The organism is Plantactinospora sp. KBS50 (genome assembly GCF_002285795.1).
Lineage (GTDB): Bacteria > Actinomycetota > Actinomycetes > Mycobacteriales > Micromonosporaceae > KBS50.
The window spans coordinates 1,601,811-1,619,830 of sequence record NZ_CP022961.1 but is presented as its reverse complement, the minus strand read 5'-3'; the positions used below and the strand labels follow the sequence as shown (position 1 = coordinate 1,619,830).

The window sequence follows — 18,020 nt, the reverse complement described above, 5'->3', positions numbered from 1 at the left end:
CGTTCAGCATATGTGTCAGCCGATAGATGAGCTCCGCCGTGGACAACGTCCGGCCCGCGCTTGAGATAATCGTCCTTCTGGATACCCATCATTACCAACGCGTTGCTCCTTTCGCCGACCTTGAGGGAGCGATTCACTATGGAACTTAGGCTCGGTGATGTAAACACATGAGACAGATTTGAGCGCCCTGGTAGAACAGACGCCGGCGAATGTGACCGTACCCCCATCTCTTCAAAGTCGCAAGCCCGGAGTGACCGCCGGTTGGGCCGAGGGATGGCGCGGTGGTCCATGACTCCGTTTCCAGTCCTCGCCCGTCGATTGAGGTGGGCCGCCGCCGCCGAGGTGCCCGTGGTTCAAGTCCTTTTCTGTCGGCCTCTTCCCGAACGATGGACACCAACTACCCCTGGATCAATTGATCAAAGTCCTCGAAACTCGAAACGACACCGACAGCGTTCACGATGTTCTCTCGTTCAACCATGAGGAAACGTCCAACGCGATTGCCCACCAAGCGGTGGTCCGGGGTCTCGACCCGAGCCACCTCGAATGCTCGCGCTGCGATCACTTCCAGTTGATCGAGCCCAACCACCTCAGGGAACGGCTGGAGGGAATCCTGTAGGACGCGGGGCCGCTACCCGGCCAGGTGACCCCAGTCGGCGTCCAGGTCGGCCCACCGGCCCTGGGCGGCGACCCGGCCGCCGATCAGCACGACCACCCGGTCGGCCTGGTTGAGCGCCGCCCGCTTGGACGTCGAGCCGACCACCGTCACCCCGTGTTCGCGCAGCGCCCGCCACAGCTCCAGCTCGGTACTGACGTCCAGCGCCGATGACACGTCGTCGGCGACCAGCAGCTCGGTCTGCGGCGCCAGGGCACGGGCCAGGGCCAGCCGCTGCAACTGCCCGCCGGACAGCCGGGTGCCCTTGTGGCCGATCAGCAGGCCGAGTCCGCTTCCCGCCGCCGCCAGGTCGTGCTCCAGCTGCGCGACGGCCACCGCGCCGGCCGCGTCGACCGGATGGCCGAGCGCGATGTTGTCGGCGACGGTGCCGGACAGCACCCGCGGCAACTGGCCGACGTACCCGACCTGGTTGGGCCGCAGGAACAGTTCCGGTTCGACCACCGGCGTCCCGTTCCAGCGCAGCGCGCCGGTGTGGTGCACGATCCCGGCCAGCGCCCGCAGCAGGGACGACTTGCCGGCCCCGACCGGTCCGACGACCAGCACCAGTTGCCCGCGTTCCACCGTGAGGTCGACGTCCCGGACCGCGACCGTCCCGTCCTCGTGCACGGCGGTGAAGCCGTCGAGTTCCAGCCGCCGCAGCGGCCGCCGGGGTGGCGCCGCGGGGCAGGGTGCGGTGCCGGCGGAAATGTCGACCCCCGGCACCTCGGCCGAGTAGTCGGCGACCCCGCACATCTCGACGGTCCGCCGGGTCCACACCCGGGCCGAGGGCAGTTGCGACACCAGCGAGGCGGTCGTCCAGGCGAACCACCGGGCCGCGCCGAGGGTGGCGACCACCACCAGGGTGGCACCGGCCGAGAGTTCGCCGCCGAGGAACAGCGCCCAGGCACCGATCGGCAGCAGCCCGCTGACCATCGACGGCGTCGAACGGGAGAGCACCTGCACGGCGATCTCCCGCCGCTGCCGGTCGCTGCGCACCCGGTCCAGCCGGGCCAGGTGCGCCAGCACCGGTTCGGTGGCCCCGGCCAGCTTCACCGTCCGGGCCGCCGAGAGCGCGGAGACCAGCGCGGTCGCGAAGGCGGCCCGGGCCTTGACGGTACGCCGGGCCAGCCGCTCGAGCCGGGGGCCGAACAGCGTGGCGGCCAGCCCCGAGACCAGCATGGTGCCGGCGAAGAACAGCGCCGGCACGATCGACCCGGAGACCACGGTCATCCCGATCACCACGACCACGGCGGCGAACTGGTCGATCAGGTTGTCCGCGAGCTGCACCACCCGTTCGGTGTCACCGCCCTGCGCCACCACCTCGGCCGGGGTGTGTTTGCTGACCCGGCGCGGTCCGGTCTGGCCGTGCACCAGGCGCAGGCCGATCCGCAACATCTGCCGCACCCACCACTCCGGGAACCACTTGTTGGTGTACCAGGGCACCGGCAGCGTGATGATCAGCGCGGCCACGATCCCGACGGCCGGCCACAGCGTCCCGCCGGTGCCGTCGACCAGGTCCGCCCACAGCCAGGGCAGCACCGCACCGTCGAGCCCGAGCAGGGCCATCACCAGGAAGAACGCCAGGGCGGACAGGCCGTACCGGCGGTCGTTGAAGGTCAGCCGGACGATCTCCCGCATCGTCCGACTGCGGGGCGCCGGCGGCAGGGGCGGCGGCTCGCTGCGGCCCGGACCGGCCGTACCCGATCCGGCCGCGGCCGTTTCGACCGGCGCGGTCCCGGTGGTCCCGGTCGCCGCGACCGTGGTCGGCGCGGTGGCGGTCAGCGTGGCCACGCCCGCAGTGCCCACGCCCGCAGTGCCCACGGCCGTCGCCGCACCCGCCGGCTCCGCCGGGGTCGGCCAGTGCGGGGCACCGCCGTCGGGCAGGGTAAGCACGCCCGCGCCAGCGTTCGCGTCCCGCGCGCCGGCGTTCGCGTACGCCCCGACCCGGCTGCTGGCCAGCAGCCGGGCGAACCGTTCGGACTCGCGCAGCGGTCCGGCCTCCAGCACCTGACCGTCGGCCAGCACGACCACCTCGTCGCAGCGGCGGACCGAGGAGAGCCGGTGCGCGATCACGATGCCGATCCGGTCGGTGAGCAGGCGTTCGGTGGCCCGCTGCACCCGGGCCTCGGTGACCGGGTCGAGCCGGGCGGTGGCCTCGTCCAGGATCACCACCTGCGGGTCCCGCACGAGGATCCGGGCGAAGGCGATCAGCTGTTCCTGCCCGGCCGACAGCACGTGCCCGCCGTCGCCGAGCCGGGTGTCCGGACCGTCCGGAAGCTCCGCGACCCAGCCGGCCAGGCCCAGTTCGTCAAGCGCCCGGGCGGCGGCGTCCAGCAGGTCCGGGTCGAACAGCGCGATGTTCTCGGCCAGGGTGCCGGCCAGGATCTCGGTACGCTGCGGCACCACGGCGATCCACCGGCGCAACCGCTCCAGGTCGAGGTCCAGCAGGTCGGTGCCGGCCAGGAAGACCGTTCCCCGGGGCACCTGCACCGCCCGGCTGAGCACCTTGGTGAGGGTGGACTTTCCGGATCCGGTCCGCCCGATCAGCGCGTACGAGCGACCGCGGGCGAAGGTCAGGCGGACGTCCCGCAGCACCGGGGCGTGGTCGCCGTCCGAGCCGGCCCGGCCGTAGGCGAAGGTGAGGCCGCGCACCTCCAGGTCACCGTCCTCTGGTACGGCCCCGCCGACCGGCTCCTGTCGCGACGACTGGAGCAGTTGCACCCGGGCCCACGCGCCCAGCGCGACCTGCAACTCGGGCACCATCCGGGTGACGTGCTCCACGGTGACCCCGAAGGCGACCGCCAGCAGCCAGATCGCGGTCAGCCGCGCGCTGTCGACCCGGCCGGTGGCCAGCGCCCAGGTCCCGCCGAGGACGACCGCGATGATGCCGAGGTGCGCGGTGCCGGCGGCCGCCGTGGTGACCTGGGCGGTGGCGAGCCACACCCGCCGGCCCCGGGCCAGCACCTGACTGGCCTGCCGCGCGAACAGCCGCAGCACGTACGGCCGGGCCAGACTGGTCCGGACGTCGTCCTGGCCGTGGATGGCCTCCTCCATCACGGCGGCCAGATCCGACCAGCTCTCCTCCTCGGCCATCCGCAGCGGCCCGATGCGCATGGTGGGCCTGCGCAGCCGGACGACCAGGAACACGATCAGGGCGAGCATGGCCACGCCGCCGGGCCACCAGACGACAAGCGCCGTGACCACGGAGAGCAGGGCCACCCCGAACGACTGGATCACCCGTACGCCGGGGCCGCGCAGCTGGGCGGCGACCTGGTAGACATCGCCGTCGATCCGGTCCAGCAGCTCGCCGACCGGGGTGGTCTCGATCGCCGGCAGGTCCTGCCCGAGGGCGACCCGGCACAGCCGGCGGCGGACGTCGGCGGCCCAGTCGGCGGTGAGCCCCGCCGTGATCAGCCCGACCGCGAGGTCCGAGCAGGCGGCCGCGACCAGCGCCACGACGAGCAGGACGAAGAAGACCCCGGAGCGATGCACCAGCACCGGGCCGGCCAGCGCCGCGGCAACCGCCTGGCCGCCCGCGCCGAGCACGATGAGGCAGGCCACCAGGGTGACCCGGCGGGGTGCGGAGGACCACAGGTCGTGGAACAGGCGCATGTGGATCCCCCCGAGGATTGTGCGGAACCCTCAGCCTGCGGCGCCGACTGCCGAGATTCAACGCATTTATGCCACCGGCAGAGCAGCCGGGAAACGGCCGCCCACCAGCAACGCGGCGCCGCCGACCATAGCTGTGCGCGACCCGGCGCACGGGCTCAGGTGTGCGCGACCCGGCGCACGATGGCCAGCAGCGACTCCTGCACCTCGGCGATCGGCCGGTCCGGCTGGAACACCAGCCAGTCGACGGCGACCACCAGACCGACGCCGAACAGCGCCGAGGAGGCCAGCCGTACGTCCAGGTCGGCGGGCAGGTCGCCGCTGTCCACCCCAGCCTGCACGGTCTCGGCGATCGTCCCGATCGCCTCGGCGCGCAGCAGCCGCAGGGTCTGCTGCCACTGCCGGTTCGTCCGCCACATCTCCGAGAGCAGGAGTTGGGCGAAGGCCCGGTACCGCTGGATGTACTCCAGTTGGGCGCGGACCAGCGCGGCCAGCGCGGCGCGCGGCGGCTGCCCCGCCACCGCGGTCCGGAAGCCGTCGGTGAGCAGCCCGATGCCGTGCCGCAACAGCGCCTCGAACAGGGCCGTCTTGGACGGGAAGTTGTAGTAGACCGTGCCCTTGGCCACCCCGGCCCGCGCCGCGATGTCGTCGACGGTGGTCGCCGAGTAGCCCTGCTCGGCGATGAGCGCGACCGCCGCCTCGAAGAGTCGCTGGCGGGTGTCCACCCGCCGGCGCGACCGTCCGTCGGTCACCGCCGCCTCCCTCCGCCGCACTCCCTGCGCCGCCGGCCAGTCTGCTACATGGCCAGCTCGGGATGCAGCCTGGCCGGGGTGAGCCGGCGGGCGCGCCGCGCCGCGGCCACGCTGAGCACCACCGCGGCGCCGGCGAACCCGACCAGGACCGCCGCGCCGAGCAGCACCGGCCCGGCCGGTCCGCCGTTCACCGTGTGCCGCAGGGCGTCGACGACGTACGTCATCGGCACCAGCGGGTGCACCAACTGGAAGAACCGGGGCGAGGTCTGCACCGGGTAGGTGCCGCCGGAGGAGGTGAGCTGGAGCATGAGCAGGGCGAGCGCGGCCAGCCGCCCGGCCGGGCCGAGCCAGGCGCCCAGCGACTGCACCAGGGCGGTGAACGCGGCGGCGGTGAGCAGCAGCAGCGCCAGCGTGCCGACCGGGTGCACCGGGTGGAGCCCCAGCCCGAGGGTGACCACCGCGTACAGGGCCACGGCCTGCGCCAGGCCGACGGCCAGCCCGGGCAGCCAGCCGGCGAGCGCGACCCGCCGGGCCGGGGCGCCGGACAGGACGTGCCGCCGGTTCAGCGGCCGGAGCAGCATGTACGTGATCATCGCGCCGACCCAGAGGGCCAGCGCGAGGAAGTACGGCGCGAACCCGACCCCGTAGCTGGCCGCGGCGTGCCGCGTACCGCGGTCCAGCGCCACCGGGTCGCCGAGGACACCGGACCGGGTGGCCGCGTCGTCGTACCCGGGCAGTTGCCGGGCCCCGTCGGCGAGCCCGGAGGCGAGTTGCGCGGCCCCGGAGCGCAGGTCGGTCAGGCCGTCGGCGAGCCGCTGGCCGCCGCCGGCGAGCCGGCCGAGACCGCCGTCCAGGTCCTGCGCGCCGGTGGCCAGCCGGTAGAGGCCGGTACGCAGCTCGGCCGCCCCGCGCTCGGCCCGGTGGCTGCCCTGGTCGACCTGCTCGGCGGCGGTGGCGAGCTGGCCGAGCCCGTCGACGAGCTGGTTGAGCCGGGCCTGCTCGGCGCGTACGTCGTCGGCCAGGTGCGGCGCCTCGGCCGCGACCGTGCGGGCGGTGGCCGCGACGGTGACCAGCCGGTCGTGGAAGCTCGCCAGGTTCGCGTCGCTGAGCGTGGACCGCAGCCGTTGCGCGTCGGAGACCAGGCGCCCGGCGGCGGCCCGGGCCGCCGCCAGGTCGGGGTCGTCGGCGAGTTCGGGGTGTGCGGTGGCCAGCGCGTCGAGGCGGTCCCGCACGGTCCCGGCCCGCTCGATGAGGTCGTCGGCCCGGCCCGGCAGGGTGTCCAGGTGCTCGGCCAGGGACTGCGCACCGTCGGCGATCAGCGTCGCGGCGTCGGCGATCCGGGTGGCGTTGCGGCGCAGCACCGGTTCCCAGGTGTCGATGGCCGTGTTGATCTGCGTGGCGGCCGCCCGGGTCTGGCTGGCCGCCTGTCCGGCGCCGGCGGCCAGTTGGGCGCTGCCGGCGGCCAGCGTGGTGAGGCCGTCGGCGAGCTGGTCGGCCCCGGCGGTGGCGGTGGCGAGGTTGCCGGCGAGCTGGTCGGCGCCGTCCGCGGCGTCGCCGAGCCCGTCCGCGAGCTGGCCGGCGCCCGAGCCGGAGCGGTCGAGGCCGTCCCGCAGCCGCCCGGCGCCGTCGGCCGCCTCGGCCGTGCGCTGCTTGGCGTCGGTGAAGCCGATCAGCATCCGGTCGAAGTATCCGCTGCTCGCGGTGGTCCGGGCGGCGGCCTGGATCTCGGTGAACGCCGTTCGGGCGAGCAGCCCGGTCAGGTAGTTCGTGGCGTCGTCGCTGACCACCCGCAGTTGGCCGGGCCGTGCCGGCTGGTCCGGGTCGGGCGCCGCGGCCAGCGAGGCGGAGAAGTCCGCCGGGATCTCGAAGATCAGCTGGAACCGGCCGTCCCGGAGGCCGGCCTCGGCGCGTGTCCCGTCGGTCCGCCGCCAGTCGAAGACCCGCCGGTCGACCAGTTCGTCGGCGAGGTCCCGGCCGGCGTGCACCGGGCTGCCATCGGTGGCGGTGGCCGGGCGGTCCTCGTTCACCAGGGCCACCGGGATCCGGTCCAGCCTGCCGTAGGGGTCCCAGAACGCGGCGAGGTAGAGCGCGCCGTACAGCAGCGGGACGACCGTCAGCACGGCCAGCGCCGCGGCGGGCAGCCGGCCGCGGGTGAACCGCCGCAGCTCGTACCGGGCGAGGTGGAAAACTCTCATCAGGTGGCATCCATCCGGTATTGCGGGAGGTCGCGGGTCGGTTCGACGTCCCGGGCCGTGGCGATCACCGCCGTCCCGCGGTCGCACAGGTCGGTCAGCGCGGCCCAGAGCCGATCCTGCTCTGGCCCGCTCAGCCCGGTGTCGACGTCGTCGACCAGCACCGCCGCGGGGTCGTTCAGCCCGGCGAGCGCGAGGCCGAGCAGGTGGCGCTGCAACCGGGTCAGGTCGCGGACCAGCAGGTCCGGTTCGAGATCGGCGGCGTACGGCGCGATGGCCGCCGCGATCCGGTCCCGCCGGCCGGCTCGACCGCGGCGGGCCGGGGTGCCGCTCGCCGGGGTGCCGCTCGCCGGGGCGCGGCCTGCCGGAACGCTGCCTGCCGGGGCGCGGCGGCCGAGCAGCAGCAGTCGCTCGTCGAGGTGTTCGGCGACGGTGAGCGCGGGTTCCGGCTCGTGCGCTCCGGTCACCAGGCCCAGGGCGGCCGGGCCGGTGCGACGCAGCCGGCCCTCGTCGATCCGGAACCGGCCGGCGAGGGCGAGCAGCAGGGAGGTACGTCCGCTGCCGGTCGGTCCGGTCAGCGCCACCAGTTCGCCGGGCCGCACGGCGAGGTCGACGTGCCGGAACGCCCAGCCCCGCCCACCGCGGGCACCCAGATCCTCCGCCTGTACGACCGGCACCCGCTCCCCCTCGCCAACAAACTGACCTGACCAGTCAGTCTAAAAACATGGGTGGACCCGGTTCCAGCGGGACGGGCGTGACGTCCGCGACAACCCGGAGGACCGCGGGGCGGGCTCGCCGCTCAGAACAGGACGGTGGCGAAGGTGCCGACCGAGCGGAACCCGCACCGCTCGTAGACCCGGCGGGCCGCGGTGTTGTAGTCGTTGACGTAGAGGCTCACCGAGGGAGCCACCCGGACCAGCGCGTCCTTGACCACGGCGGCCATCGCGGCGGCGGCGATCCCCCGACCCCGCCACGACGGCGCCACCCAGACGCCCTGCACCTGGGCCGTCTGCCGGGTCACCACCGCCAGCTCGGCCTTGAAGGCCACCTCGCCGTCGATGAACCGGGCGTAGGCGCGGCGGGACCGGACCAGCTCGGTCACCCGCCGTCGGTAGCTGCGACCGCCATCCTCGGCCAGCGGCGACACCCCGACCTCCTCGGTGTACATCGCCACGGCCGCCGGGAACAGCCGGTCGACCTCGCCGCCGCGGACCAGGCGTACCTGCGGGTCGGGCCGGATCGGCGCCTCGTCGGCCGTGGCCAGCAGCGGCTGGTTCGGCCGTACGTCCCGGGCCGGCCCCCACGGCTCGGCCAGCCGCTCCCAGAGCCCGAGCACGGCGGTCGCCTCCCCCACGATCGAGGAGCAGATCCGGTCCTCGCCGCCGAGCTGGTCGGCGAACGCGGACACCGCGGCGGGCGAGGCGAGAACCGGCGTGAGGTGGCCGCCGAGCCAGCACAGCGACTCGACCTGGCGCCGTTCGCCGTAGCCGAGGATCCGCCCGTCGGCCCGCCACCAGGACAGGCCGCGGGCGGCCACCCGCTCGGCCACCTGCGCCGACGCGTACGGATCCCGATCCAGAAGCCGCTCGATCGCCGGTCGCTCGGCCTCACCCAGTTGGCGCACCGGAACCGTCAGCACGCGTACCAGCGTGCCAGATGCGGACGCGGCCGGCGGGCCGACGGGGAGGACCCTTGCAGCCGATGCATTGCCGATATATCGTAGATGCATCGCCGATAGTCACAGAGAGGAAGTACGACATGACGTTCCATCGAGGTTTCCGAGGCATGGGACCGGGTCCCGCCGCGCTGCGCGAAGGCTGGATGCGCGGCCTCGGCTTTCCGGGCATGCCGCCGTTCCCGCCGGGTCCGCCCGGGGCGGGCGGGCGGCACGGACCCGGCGGCGGATTCGGCCGCGGACGCGGCCGGGGACGCCGGGCCAACGTCCGGGCGGCGCTGCTGGCGCTGCTGGTCGAGCGGCCCATGCACGGGTACGAGATGATTCAGGAGCTGGCGTCCCGCACCGGCGGTGCGTGGCGACCCAGCCCCGGCTCGGTCTACCCGACGCTGCAGCTCCTTGAGGACGAGGGGCTGATCGAGGCCGCGGCCGACGACACCGGGGGCGGCCGCAAGCGGTTCACCCTCACCGAGGCCGGCCAGGCCGAGGCGGCCCAGGCCGCCGAGAACCCGCCGTGGGCCGAGTTCGCCGAGGGCACCGTGAACAGTTGGCAGGAGATCCGCCAGTCCGGGTTCCAGGCAATGGACGCCCTCCGGCAGGTCATGCTGACCGGCACCGACGACCAGCGCGAACGCGCCGCACAGGTGCTGGACGAGACCCGGCGCAAGCTCTACGCCATCCTCGCCGAATCCGCGTAACCGCTACCCCCGGGAAAGGCGTCGCCGACGTACGCGGCGCCCTTCCCGGGATCTTCCGGCGTCTTTACCGGAGGGCTCAGTGGATGGTGACGGTCGGGCCGCTCACCAGGCCGCGCAGTTCCTCCGGCAGTTCGGCGCCCATCTCCTCGGCCAGCCGGAGCGCCTCCTCGATCAGCGTCTCCACGATCTGCCCCTCCGGCACGGTCTTGATGACCTGGCCCTTCACGAAGATCTGGCCCTTGCCGTTGCCCGAGGCGACACCCAGGTCGGCCTCGCGGGCCTCGCCCGGACCGTTCACCACGCAGCCCATCACGGCCACCCGCAGCGGCACCGGCAGCCCTTCCAGCCCCGCGGTGACCTCCTCGGCCAGCTTGTACACGTCCACCTGCGCCCGCCCGCAGGACGGACAGGAGACGATCTCCAGACCCCGCTCCCGCAGACCCAGCGACTCCAGGATGGCCGCGCCGACCTTGATCTCCTCCACCGGCGGCGCGGACAGCGAGACCCGGATGGTGTCCCCGATTCCCTCGGCCAGCAGCGCCCCGAAGGCCACCGCCGACTTGACGGTGCCCTGGAACGCCGGTCCCGCCTCCGTGACGCCCAGGTGCAGCGGGTACTCGCACTGCTCGGCGAGCTGCCGGTACGCCCGGATCATCACCACCGGGTCGTTGTGCTTCACCGAGATCTTGATGTCCCGGAAGCCGTGCTCCTCGAACAGTGAGCACTCCCACAGCGCCGACTCGACCAGCGCCTCGGCGGTGGCCTTGCCGTACTTGGCCAGCAGCCGCTTGTCCAACGACCCGGCGTTCACGCCGATCCGGATCGGCGTACCGGCCGCCGACGCCGCCGCCGCGATCTCCCTGACCTTGTCGTCGAACTGGCGGATGTTGCCCGGGTTCACCCGGACCGCCGCGCAACCCGCGTCGATCGCCGCGAAGACGTACTTCGGCTGGAAGTGGATGTCGGCGATCACCGGGATCTGCGACTTCTTCGCGATCGCCGGCAGCGCCTCCACATCGTCCTGGGACGGCACGGCCACCCGGACGATCTGGCACCCCGACGCGGTCAGCTCGGCGATCTGCTGCAGGGTCGAGTTCACGTCGGCGGTCAACGTGGTGGTCATCGACTGGACGGAGACCGGCGCGCCACCGCCGACCGGAACCGGACCGACCATGATCTGCCGACTCACCCGCCGCGGGGCGAGCGGCGGCGGTGGCACAGCGGGCATACCCAGGCTGACAGCGGTCACAGCTTCACTCACCTCGAAAAGAGCGTGATCGGATTGACGACGTCCGCGGTGATCGTCAGCAGCGTGAACGCCCCGCCGACCAGGATCACCGCATACGTCAGGGGCATCAGCTTGAGATAGTCGACCCGGCCCGGGTCCGGCCGGTTGAGCTTGGCGTAGATCCAGGAGCGGATCCGCTCGAACCAGGCGATCGCGATGTGCCCGCCGTCCACCGGCAGCAGCGGCAGCAGGTTGAACACGCCGACGAAGAAGTTCAGCGAGATGAACAGGAAGACCAGCATCTGCCAGACGCCGTTCTGCAGCGCCTCGCCGCCAAGCCGGCTGGCGCCGACCACGCTGATCGGGGTGTCCGCGTCCCGCTTGTCGCCGCCGATCGCCGACAGCAGCGCCGGAACCTTCTCCGGGATCCGCTGCAACGCCTGCCCGGTGGCCACCGCCATGTCCCCGGTGAAGCGCGCGGTCGCGCCGAACGCGTCGACCGGCCCGTACGTGATCGTGCCCGGGGTGCTGACCCGCAGCCCCACGCCCAGCGCGGCGACCGGGCCGACCGGGCCGTCGGGGTCGTCCAGCGGCGGACGCCGGGTCTGCGCGAGGGTCACCTGCGCGGTGCCGGGCTGCCCGTCCCGGACGTAGCCGACCGAAACGGAGCTGCCGGGCTCGGCCGAACGCAGCGCGGTCAGCAGCTCGCCGTAGCTGTCGATCGGCCGGCCGGCGAACGAGGTCACCCGGTCACCGTCGTGCAACTGGCCCAGTGCCGCCGGGCTCGCCGGGTCGTTCGCGGCGCAGGCCCGGTCGGCGTTCTCCTCGACCACGCAGGGCGCGAGTGCGATCACCGCCGGCTCCTGCCGGAACTGGGCGTCGGTGCTGGGGAAGGCCGGGTTCGGCAGGCCGACGAAGACCGCCGCGAACCAGGCACCGACCACCGCCAGCATGAAGTGGATGACCGAACCGGACGCCATCACGATGGTCCGCTTCCACACCGGGAACCGCCACATCGCCCGCGGCTCGTCGGCCGGGTCGACGTCGTCGTCCTGCGGAGTCATTCCGACGATCTTGCAGAAGCCACCGAGGGGGATCCCCTTCACGCCATACTCGGTCTCGCCGCGCCGGAACGACCAGAGGGTCGGGCCGAAGCCGACAAAGTAGCGCGTGACCTTCATCCCGAACGCCTTGGCGGTCAGCATGTGACCGGCTTCGTGCAGGCTCACCGAGACGAGGATCCCCAGGGCGATCACCACCACCCCGAGCAGGTACAGCATCAAGCTCCTTCCACCGAGCCAGCGATGATCTCTTGCGCGGCGGCCCGCGCCCAGGACTCGGCGGCGAGCACCTCCTCGACGGTACCCGGTTCGTCGAAATCGGGGGCCGAGTCCAACACCCGCTCCAGGGTGTCGACGATGCCCAGGAACGGCAGCCGGCCGGCCACGAACGCCGCCACACACTCCTCGTTCGCGGCGTTGTAGATGGCCGGGCGGCACCGGCCGGCCAGGCCGGCGGCCTTGGCCAGCGCCACGGCCGGGAACGCGTCGTCGTCCAGCGGCGCGAACTCCCAGGTGTGGCTGCGCGTCCAGTCCACCGCGGCGGCCGCGTCCGGCACCCGGTCAGGCCAGCCCAGCGCCACGGCGATGGGCAGCCGCATGTCCGGCGGGCTGGCCTGGGCGATCGTGGAGCCGTCCACAAACTCGACCATGGAGTGAATCACCGAGGTCGGGTGGATCATGACGGTGACATCCGGGTACGGGATGTCGAACAGCTCGTGCGCCTCGATCACCTCAAGCGCCTTGTTGACCATGGTGGCCGAGTTGATCGTGACCACCTGGCCCATGTTCCAGGTCGGGTGGGCCAGCGCCTGCTCCGGGGTGACGTCGGTCAGCTCGTCTCGCCGGCGGCCCCGGAACGGGCCGCCGCTGGCCGTGACGATCAACCGGCGCACCTCCGGCCGGTGGCCCGAGCGCAGGCACTGGGCCAGCGCCGAGTGCTCGGAGTCCACCGGAACGATCTGGTCGGGCCGCACCAGCGCGGCGCGCACCAGCGAACCGCCGGCCACCAGGGACTCCTTGTTTGCCAGCGCCAGCGTGCGGCCGGCCCGCAGCGCCGCCAGGGTGGGTGCCAGCCCCAGCGAGCCGACCACCCCGTTCAGCACGATGTCGCACGGCCACTCGGCCAGTTCGTTCATCGCGGACGGCCCGGCGAGGATCTTGGGGATCCGGAAACCGCCGGTCGGGTACCCGCGCCGCTGCGCCTCGGCGTAGAACGCGAGCTGAAGATCCTGGGCGGCCGAGGCGCGGGCCACCCCCACGACGTCCACGCCGAGCTCCAGCGCCTGCGCGGCGAGCAGTTCCACGTTGCCGCCGCCGGCACCGAGGGCGACCACCCGGAACCGGTCCGGGTTGCGCCGCACGATGTCGATCGCCTGTGTGCCGATCGAACCGGTCGAACCGAGCAGCACGATGTCCCGGGGAGCGTTCACCGGGTCATTGTCCCCGATCGCCCTGAACCTGTGTGCCGGGCTCCTCGCCCGCGTCGGGTTCGGAGCCCGGTCCCGGCTCCTCGTCGAGCAGGTCCGCCGGGTCGACCGAAAAGTCGAACGGCTGCCGCATCACGAACGTCGTACCGGCGGCAGCGGCGGCCAGCGGCCGGGACTCCCCCTCCACCAGCTCGAACAGCGCGACGGTCGCCGCCCGGTTGCGCAGGTCCACCCGCGGGAAGTACGGCACCTTCGCGTCCGCATACTGCCTCGGCCGGTCGATCACGTCCCTGCGCCGGGTACCCGGCGACACGATCTCGCCGAGCAGGACAACCTCGGCAATCCCGACGGAGACCCGCCCACGACCGGGCGCCCGCAGAACCGCGATATCCGGAAGGAGCAGATCATCGTCCGAGACGATGTTGATCTCAGGGTAGGCCCAGCACCCGGCGCGGCGGGCCGCGCGGTGCAGGAGGTAGGAGAGTTCCCGTTCCACCGTCTGGTGGTCCGTCCCGGCGTGTGGTGTCACGATCACGCTTCCGCTCACGACTTCGACCCGCGGGCCGTTGGCCTCCGGTAGCAGTTGGAGGGCGAGGTCGGCGGTCCACGGTTCGTCGTGCCAGCGCAGCACGTCGAACGACGGCTCAATCTCCGCGGCCGCACCGGACTCCGGCTCCGGCGTCGTGACGGGCTGCGCCATCCTGCTCACCCCTGCGCTGGACATCATGCCGACGCCCAGCCCAGCCAGGGAGGGGCCGGCACCAGGCGTGTCGCGGCTTGACTATCGGCGCAGCCGGAAGGCGTCCACCTCGGCACCGTCGTACCAGTCGGTACGCCGGCCGAGCGGCTCCATCCCGAGCCGGCGGGTCACCGCGACGGAGGCGTCGTTTCCGGGCCAGACCACCGCGTGGATCTCGGACAGGCCGGCCGCGAAACCCCGATCCAGCGCACCGCGGGCCGCCTCGGTGGCGTAGCCGTTGCCCCACGAGTCAGGGTGCAGGTGCCAGCCCACCTCGACGTCCGAGGTCGACTCGCCGCCCACCCCGGGCAGCGGGACGAGCAGCACCGTGCCGACCACCAGCGCGGTGTCCCGGCGCTGCACCGCCCAGATCCCGTACGGCTCACCGAACTCGGCGCTCCGCTCGTTCCACCGCCGGATCATCCGGATCGCCCGCTCGGGGTCGGCCAGCGGATCACCGCCGCGGCCAAGCCATCGGGCGACCTCCACCCGCGAGTAGATGTCGAAGGCCCGCCGCACGTCGTCCGGTTCCTCGGTCCACGGCCGCACGATCAGCCGCCCGGTCCCAAAGGTGATCGCCACGACCGGTGACCATAACCTGCCCCGGGCCGATCGGCCCCCTAGCGCCCGTCGACCAAGCCGGGGAAGCCGTGACGATCCCTTCACTGAGTCTTTTTCATCTTGCGTGGCGGGCGGCTTCGACGTGGTGCAGGACGAGGATGGCCTGCACGATCGCGGTGGCGCGGTGTGGGCAGCAGCGCAGCTTGACCAGGATCTTCCAGGTCTTGAGCGTGGCGATCGCGCGCTCACCGCGGGCGCGGATCTTCGCGTGCGCCCGGTTGACCGCCTTCTGCCGGCGTGACAGCTTCGGCCGGAAGCGGCGCCGCTTGAACGGGGTGCGCAGGCTGCCGCGGGCGCCCTGGTAGCCCTTGTCCGCGAAGGTCATCACGTCGGCGCTGGTCAAGGCTTCGATGATGTCGTGGGTGCGGGCGGCGGTCAGGTCATGCGTTGAACCGGGCAGCGCGGCCGATGCCCAGACGAGACGCCCTGCCGCATCCGCGATGACCTGCACGTTCACGCCGTGACGTTTGTGCTTGATGCCCCTATGTATGTCAAGCCGTAGAGGGCTGTGGCGGTGTTGTCGGGGTCATTGAGGCGATGATGATCCGGTAGATGGCGCGGGCGAGGTACCGCTTAAGGCAGCGGATGATCTCGCGTTTGGACAGACCCTCGGCGGTCCGTCGCTGCATGTAGTCCCGCGTTCTCGGGTTCCAGCGCAGTCCGATGAGCACGGCTCGGTACAGCGCCGCGTTGGCTTGGCGGTGGCCTCCGCGGTTGAGTCGTCGACGTTGGGTCTTGCCCGAGGACGCCTCGACTGGACTGACTCCGCAAAGGGCGGCGAAGGACGCCTCGCTGGCAAGCCGACCTGGGTTGTCGCCGGCGGCGATCAGTAGCGTGGCGGCTGTGTCGGGGCCGACGCCGCTGATCCGCAGCAGTTCTGGTGCTGTGGATTGCACCGCGCCCGCGATGCGGTGCTGCAGATCGCGGATTTCGGTCTCGAGGTGCTGGATGCGGCGGGCGAGCTGTCGTAGCGTGTACAAGCTTGCCGCAGTGACGGCGTCCTGGGCATCGACGTCGAGCTGGCAGCATCGCGCGACCAGCCGGGAAGTATTCAGCAAGGCGAGGGCTTCACGCAGTGCGGGCTCGGCAGTGACCACGATGGCCTTGAGCTGGTTGATGGCCTGGACACGGGCTTTGACCGCCGAATCTTTCGCGGTCTTGAAGATCCGCATCGCCTCGACCAGCCCGTCGGCGGTCTTCGGCAGCGCGGTCGCATCTCCGGCGAGGACGGCCCGGGCGGCGGCCTCGGCATCCACCGCATCGCTCTTGCCGCGCCGGCGCCGCACGGACCGGTCCGGCCGATTGACCTCGATGACATGCACGCCCGCTGCACGTAGCAGCCGGGTCAGCCCTGCCCCGTACGATCCCGTGCCCTCAACCCCGGCCAGACGCAGCGGGCCATAAGAGCGTGCCCACATCACCATGTCGCGGTAGCCCGACTTCGTCGTCGGGAAGTCTCGACCGGCCAGCAGCACACCCAACGTGGTCAGCACGACCGCGACGTGCACATCCTTGTGGGTATCGACGCCCAACACCACCTCGTGGTCGCCGGTCTCAGTCTGGCCTTCCTGCGGCATGATGGTCACGGCTGCTCTCTCATCGAGGAACGGAAACGGTGGCCGTCGCCGGGCCGGCGCCCGCGGTCAGGACTGTGACGGTGCCTTGTAACGGCAAGGCCCCTATCGGGACACGCCACGCCGGCTCGGCGGCAGCAAGCACCGCCACAGAACCCGGTCGACAGATCAAGCACAGGGCACCGACAGGGCCAACCAGAGTACGGGTCAGACCGAACCCCGAGGCGGCATACAGAGATTCTCACAGCCGGAGTAGTACGGCTTCTGGTCGGCGACCCGGTCGATCGGGATCAGCGTGCCGTCCAGGATCGCGTAGGCCAGTTGCCGGATGCGCCGCATGGCGGTGTCCAGGTCCTCGGCGGCAGCGCTGAGCAGGGCGATTGCTTCTTGAACATAGCGCCAGGCGGTCGCGACGCCGATCTCGAAGCCGGCGGCGAGGCGGGTGTAGGTGTCGCCGTTGCGCAGGTGGGCCAGGGCGAGTAGTGCCTGGCGGCCCGGGGTCAGCCGCCTCCACCGGGATCTGCGCTGCTGGCGGTGGCCGCGGATGCGTTCGGCGAGGTGGTTCAGGGTCCGGCTGGACAACGGGATCGTGGCAGGGTAGGACAGCATGGCGAGGCTCCCGGTCGGGGCATCGGGTCTTGGTCGATTTGCTGTCCTACCTGGAGCCTCGCCCTCATCGATCAGCACCCCCTGCCGACCCGGGCTGACCTGCAAGATCAGGTTGGAAAAGGCTCAAACTTGACATCAACCGGAGCAGGCAACCACAACCTCCAACGCACAACGGAGTGGCTCCACTACGTAAAAAAGGAGCCACTCCGCTACAGAATACCATTCCAAGCGCTAGTTTTTGCCTACATCGAACGCTCGCGCAAGCAACTTACCTGCGAATTCCCTATAACCCTTTGAATAGACATCTTCAGCATCGCCCACCCGATCCAACTCCTGCCGAGTCAGCGATTCAGCGCCTGAAAGATCGCCGTTTAGCGCAGCGACCAACGGCAGGACAAAGAATCGCTGATTGTCAAGCAGAAGTCCCGACCCGGAAACCTCGGCCGAGAACGCCTCCCAGCTCGTCCATTTGTCAATGAACGGTTGCCCGTAGGCCCTGACAGCAGATGCCAAGTCCTCAGCTATCGCGGTCAGATCACCGTCTGCTGAGAAATCCCACTGCACGAAGGTGTTCTGTGGCATGAGATAGCCCAGCGGTTTCGAGATGGATGCTACTGGAGCTTTCCAGCCCGCCAACTCAACCAACGCCTTCTCAAGCTGAACATGCCTGACGCCTACCACCGGGTTGATCTGCAACTTAGCTGGTAGACCCCACGTCGCAAGGTTGAGGCCAAGCCACCCTGTGACGTCCTTCCTATCCCGAGGTTGCAGGAGAAGGCCCCGTCGCTTCGCCACGTAGCCGTATTGCCTCAAGGCGGATGCGCAAGCTTCCTGGCTATCCCGTTCCAGGTTGGTCATCTCATCACCTCTTCCCGTCAGCAGTGAGGATAGCCACCGAAGCCCGCAATCTTCACGCGCGTCGGCCCAAGTGTGGTTCCAGCAAGACCCGCCTTCTGCGCGTTGGGTCCGTAGAACGTTCCGCCGCGTGTCTCGACTGACATGTACCCGCCTCGTGAGCCCTGATTCTTAGTAAAGCCTGCGGTGGGCCCATTCTTGGTGTCGTAAACCGAAAGAGCGCCATTCTTTTCGGCTACAACATCAAACCTTACGTTCACTCCGTTCGCAGCGGTCATGCTGATCTCTGTACCTCGAATTACGTATCCTCGACTGACCAAATCGTCGA

Annotated in this window: 13 protein-coding genes and 2 pseudogenes; 1 reads left to right on the top strand and 14 read right to left on the bottom strand. The window is 71.3% G+C overall.

Annotated elements, in window-relative coordinates; genetic code table 11:
* Positions 1-628: 628 nt before the first annotated feature.
* The 5 genes from CIK06_RS07390 to CIK06_RS07370 all read right to left on the bottom strand — a co-directional run bounded on the left by CIK06_RS07390 (position 629) and on the right by CIK06_RS07370 (position 8,844).
* A complete protein-coding gene (locus CIK06_RS07390; protein WP_095564194.1) occupies positions 629-4,264 on the bottom strand; it encodes an ABC transporter ATP-binding protein in 3,636 nt (1,211 codons plus the stop codon).
* A 155-nt stretch (positions 4,265-4,419) separates the two neighbouring features.
* On the bottom strand, positions 4,420-5,013 hold the full coding sequence (locus tag CIK06_RS07385) for a TetR/AcrR family transcriptional regulator (protein ID WP_095564193.1): 594 nt from the start codon (positions 5,011-5,013) through the stop codon (positions 4,420-4,422).
* A gap of 44 nt (positions 5,014-5,057) precedes the next feature.
* Entirely contained in the window at positions 5,058-7,208 is a 2,151-nt protein-coding gene (locus tag CIK06_RS07380) for a YhgE/Pip family protein (RefSeq protein ID WP_095564192.1), read from the bottom strand.
* Positions 7,208-7,882 carry an ABC transporter ATP-binding protein gene (locus tag CIK06_RS07375; RefSeq protein ID WP_095564191.1) on the bottom strand — a complete coding sequence of 225 codons (675 nt, stop codon included), beginning with the start codon at positions 7,880-7,882 and terminating at the stop codon, positions 7,208-7,210. Before CIK06_RS07375 ends, CIK06_RS07380 begins: the two co-directional genes overlap by 1 nt.
* A 122-nt stretch (positions 7,883-8,004) precedes the next feature.
* On the bottom strand, positions 8,005-8,844 hold the full coding sequence (locus tag CIK06_RS07370) for a DUF4081 domain-containing GNAT family N-acetyltransferase (RefSeq protein ID WP_095564190.1): 840 nt from the start codon (positions 8,842-8,844) through the stop codon (positions 8,005-8,007).
* Between the two features lie 146 nt (positions 8,845-8,990).
* Here CIK06_RS07370 and CIK06_RS07365 point away from each other — a divergent pair, with 146 nt between their 5' ends.
* A complete protein-coding gene (locus CIK06_RS07365) occupies positions 8,991-9,578 on the top strand; it encodes a PadR family transcriptional regulator (protein ID WP_095564189.1) in 588 nt (195 codons plus the stop codon).
* Between the two features lie 76 nt (positions 9,579-9,654).
* Here CIK06_RS07365 and ispG read toward each other — a convergent pair whose 3' ends face one another.
* The 9 genes and pseudogenes from ispG to CIK06_RS29165 form a co-directional block, all read right to left on the bottom strand.
* Positions 9,655-10,827, bottom strand: coding sequence for a flavodoxin-dependent (E)-4-hydroxy-3-methylbut-2-enyl-diphosphate synthase (gene ispG, locus CIK06_RS07360; protein WP_095564188.1), 1,173 nt, complete (start codon positions 10,825-10,827; stop codon positions 9,655-9,657).
* Positions 10,828-10,835: 8 nt separating this feature from the next.
* On the bottom strand, positions 10,836-12,086 hold the full coding sequence (locus CIK06_RS07355; RefSeq protein ID WP_095564187.1) for an RIP metalloprotease: 1,251 nt from the start codon (positions 12,084-12,086) through the stop codon (positions 10,836-10,838).
* Positions 12,086-13,297, bottom strand: coding sequence for a 1-deoxy-D-xylulose-5-phosphate reductoisomerase (gene dxr, locus CIK06_RS07350; RefSeq protein WP_095564186.1), 1,212 nt, complete (start codon positions 13,295-13,297; stop codon positions 12,086-12,088). Before dxr ends, CIK06_RS07355 begins: the two co-directional genes overlap by 1 nt.
* Positions 13,298-13,301: 4 nt before the next feature.
* The gene (locus CIK06_RS07345) at positions 13,302-13,994 is read right to left on the bottom strand and encodes a Uma2 family endonuclease (RefSeq protein WP_157756638.1); all 693 of its coding nucleotides are present in this window, start codon (positions 13,992-13,994) and stop codon (positions 13,302-13,304) included.
* 81 nt (positions 13,995-14,075) lie between these two features.
* Entirely contained in the window at positions 14,076-14,615 is a 540-nt protein-coding gene (locus CIK06_RS07340) for a GNAT family N-acetyltransferase (RefSeq protein WP_095564184.1), read from the bottom strand.
* 94 nt (positions 14,616-14,709) lie between these two features.
* Positions 14,710-15,129: pseudogene (locus CIK06_RS07335) on the bottom strand (transposase family protein); the annotation flags it as partial.
* 16 nt (positions 15,130-15,145) lie between these two features.
* Positions 15,146-16,231 (bottom strand): IS110 family transposase, encoded by a 1,086-nt coding sequence (locus tag CIK06_RS07330; protein WP_095567532.1) that lies wholly within the window; start codon positions 16,229-16,231, stop codon positions 15,146-15,148.
* Between the two features lie 243 nt (positions 16,232-16,474).
* Positions 16,475-16,837: pseudogene (locus CIK06_RS07325) on the bottom strand (transposase family protein); the annotation flags it as partial.
* Between the two features lie 231 nt (positions 16,838-17,068).
* Positions 17,069-17,695 (bottom strand): hypothetical protein, encoded by a 627-nt coding sequence (locus tag CIK06_RS29165; RefSeq protein WP_157756637.1) that lies wholly within the window; start codon positions 17,693-17,695, stop codon positions 17,069-17,071.
* Positions 17,696-18,020 lie beyond the last annotated feature (325 nt).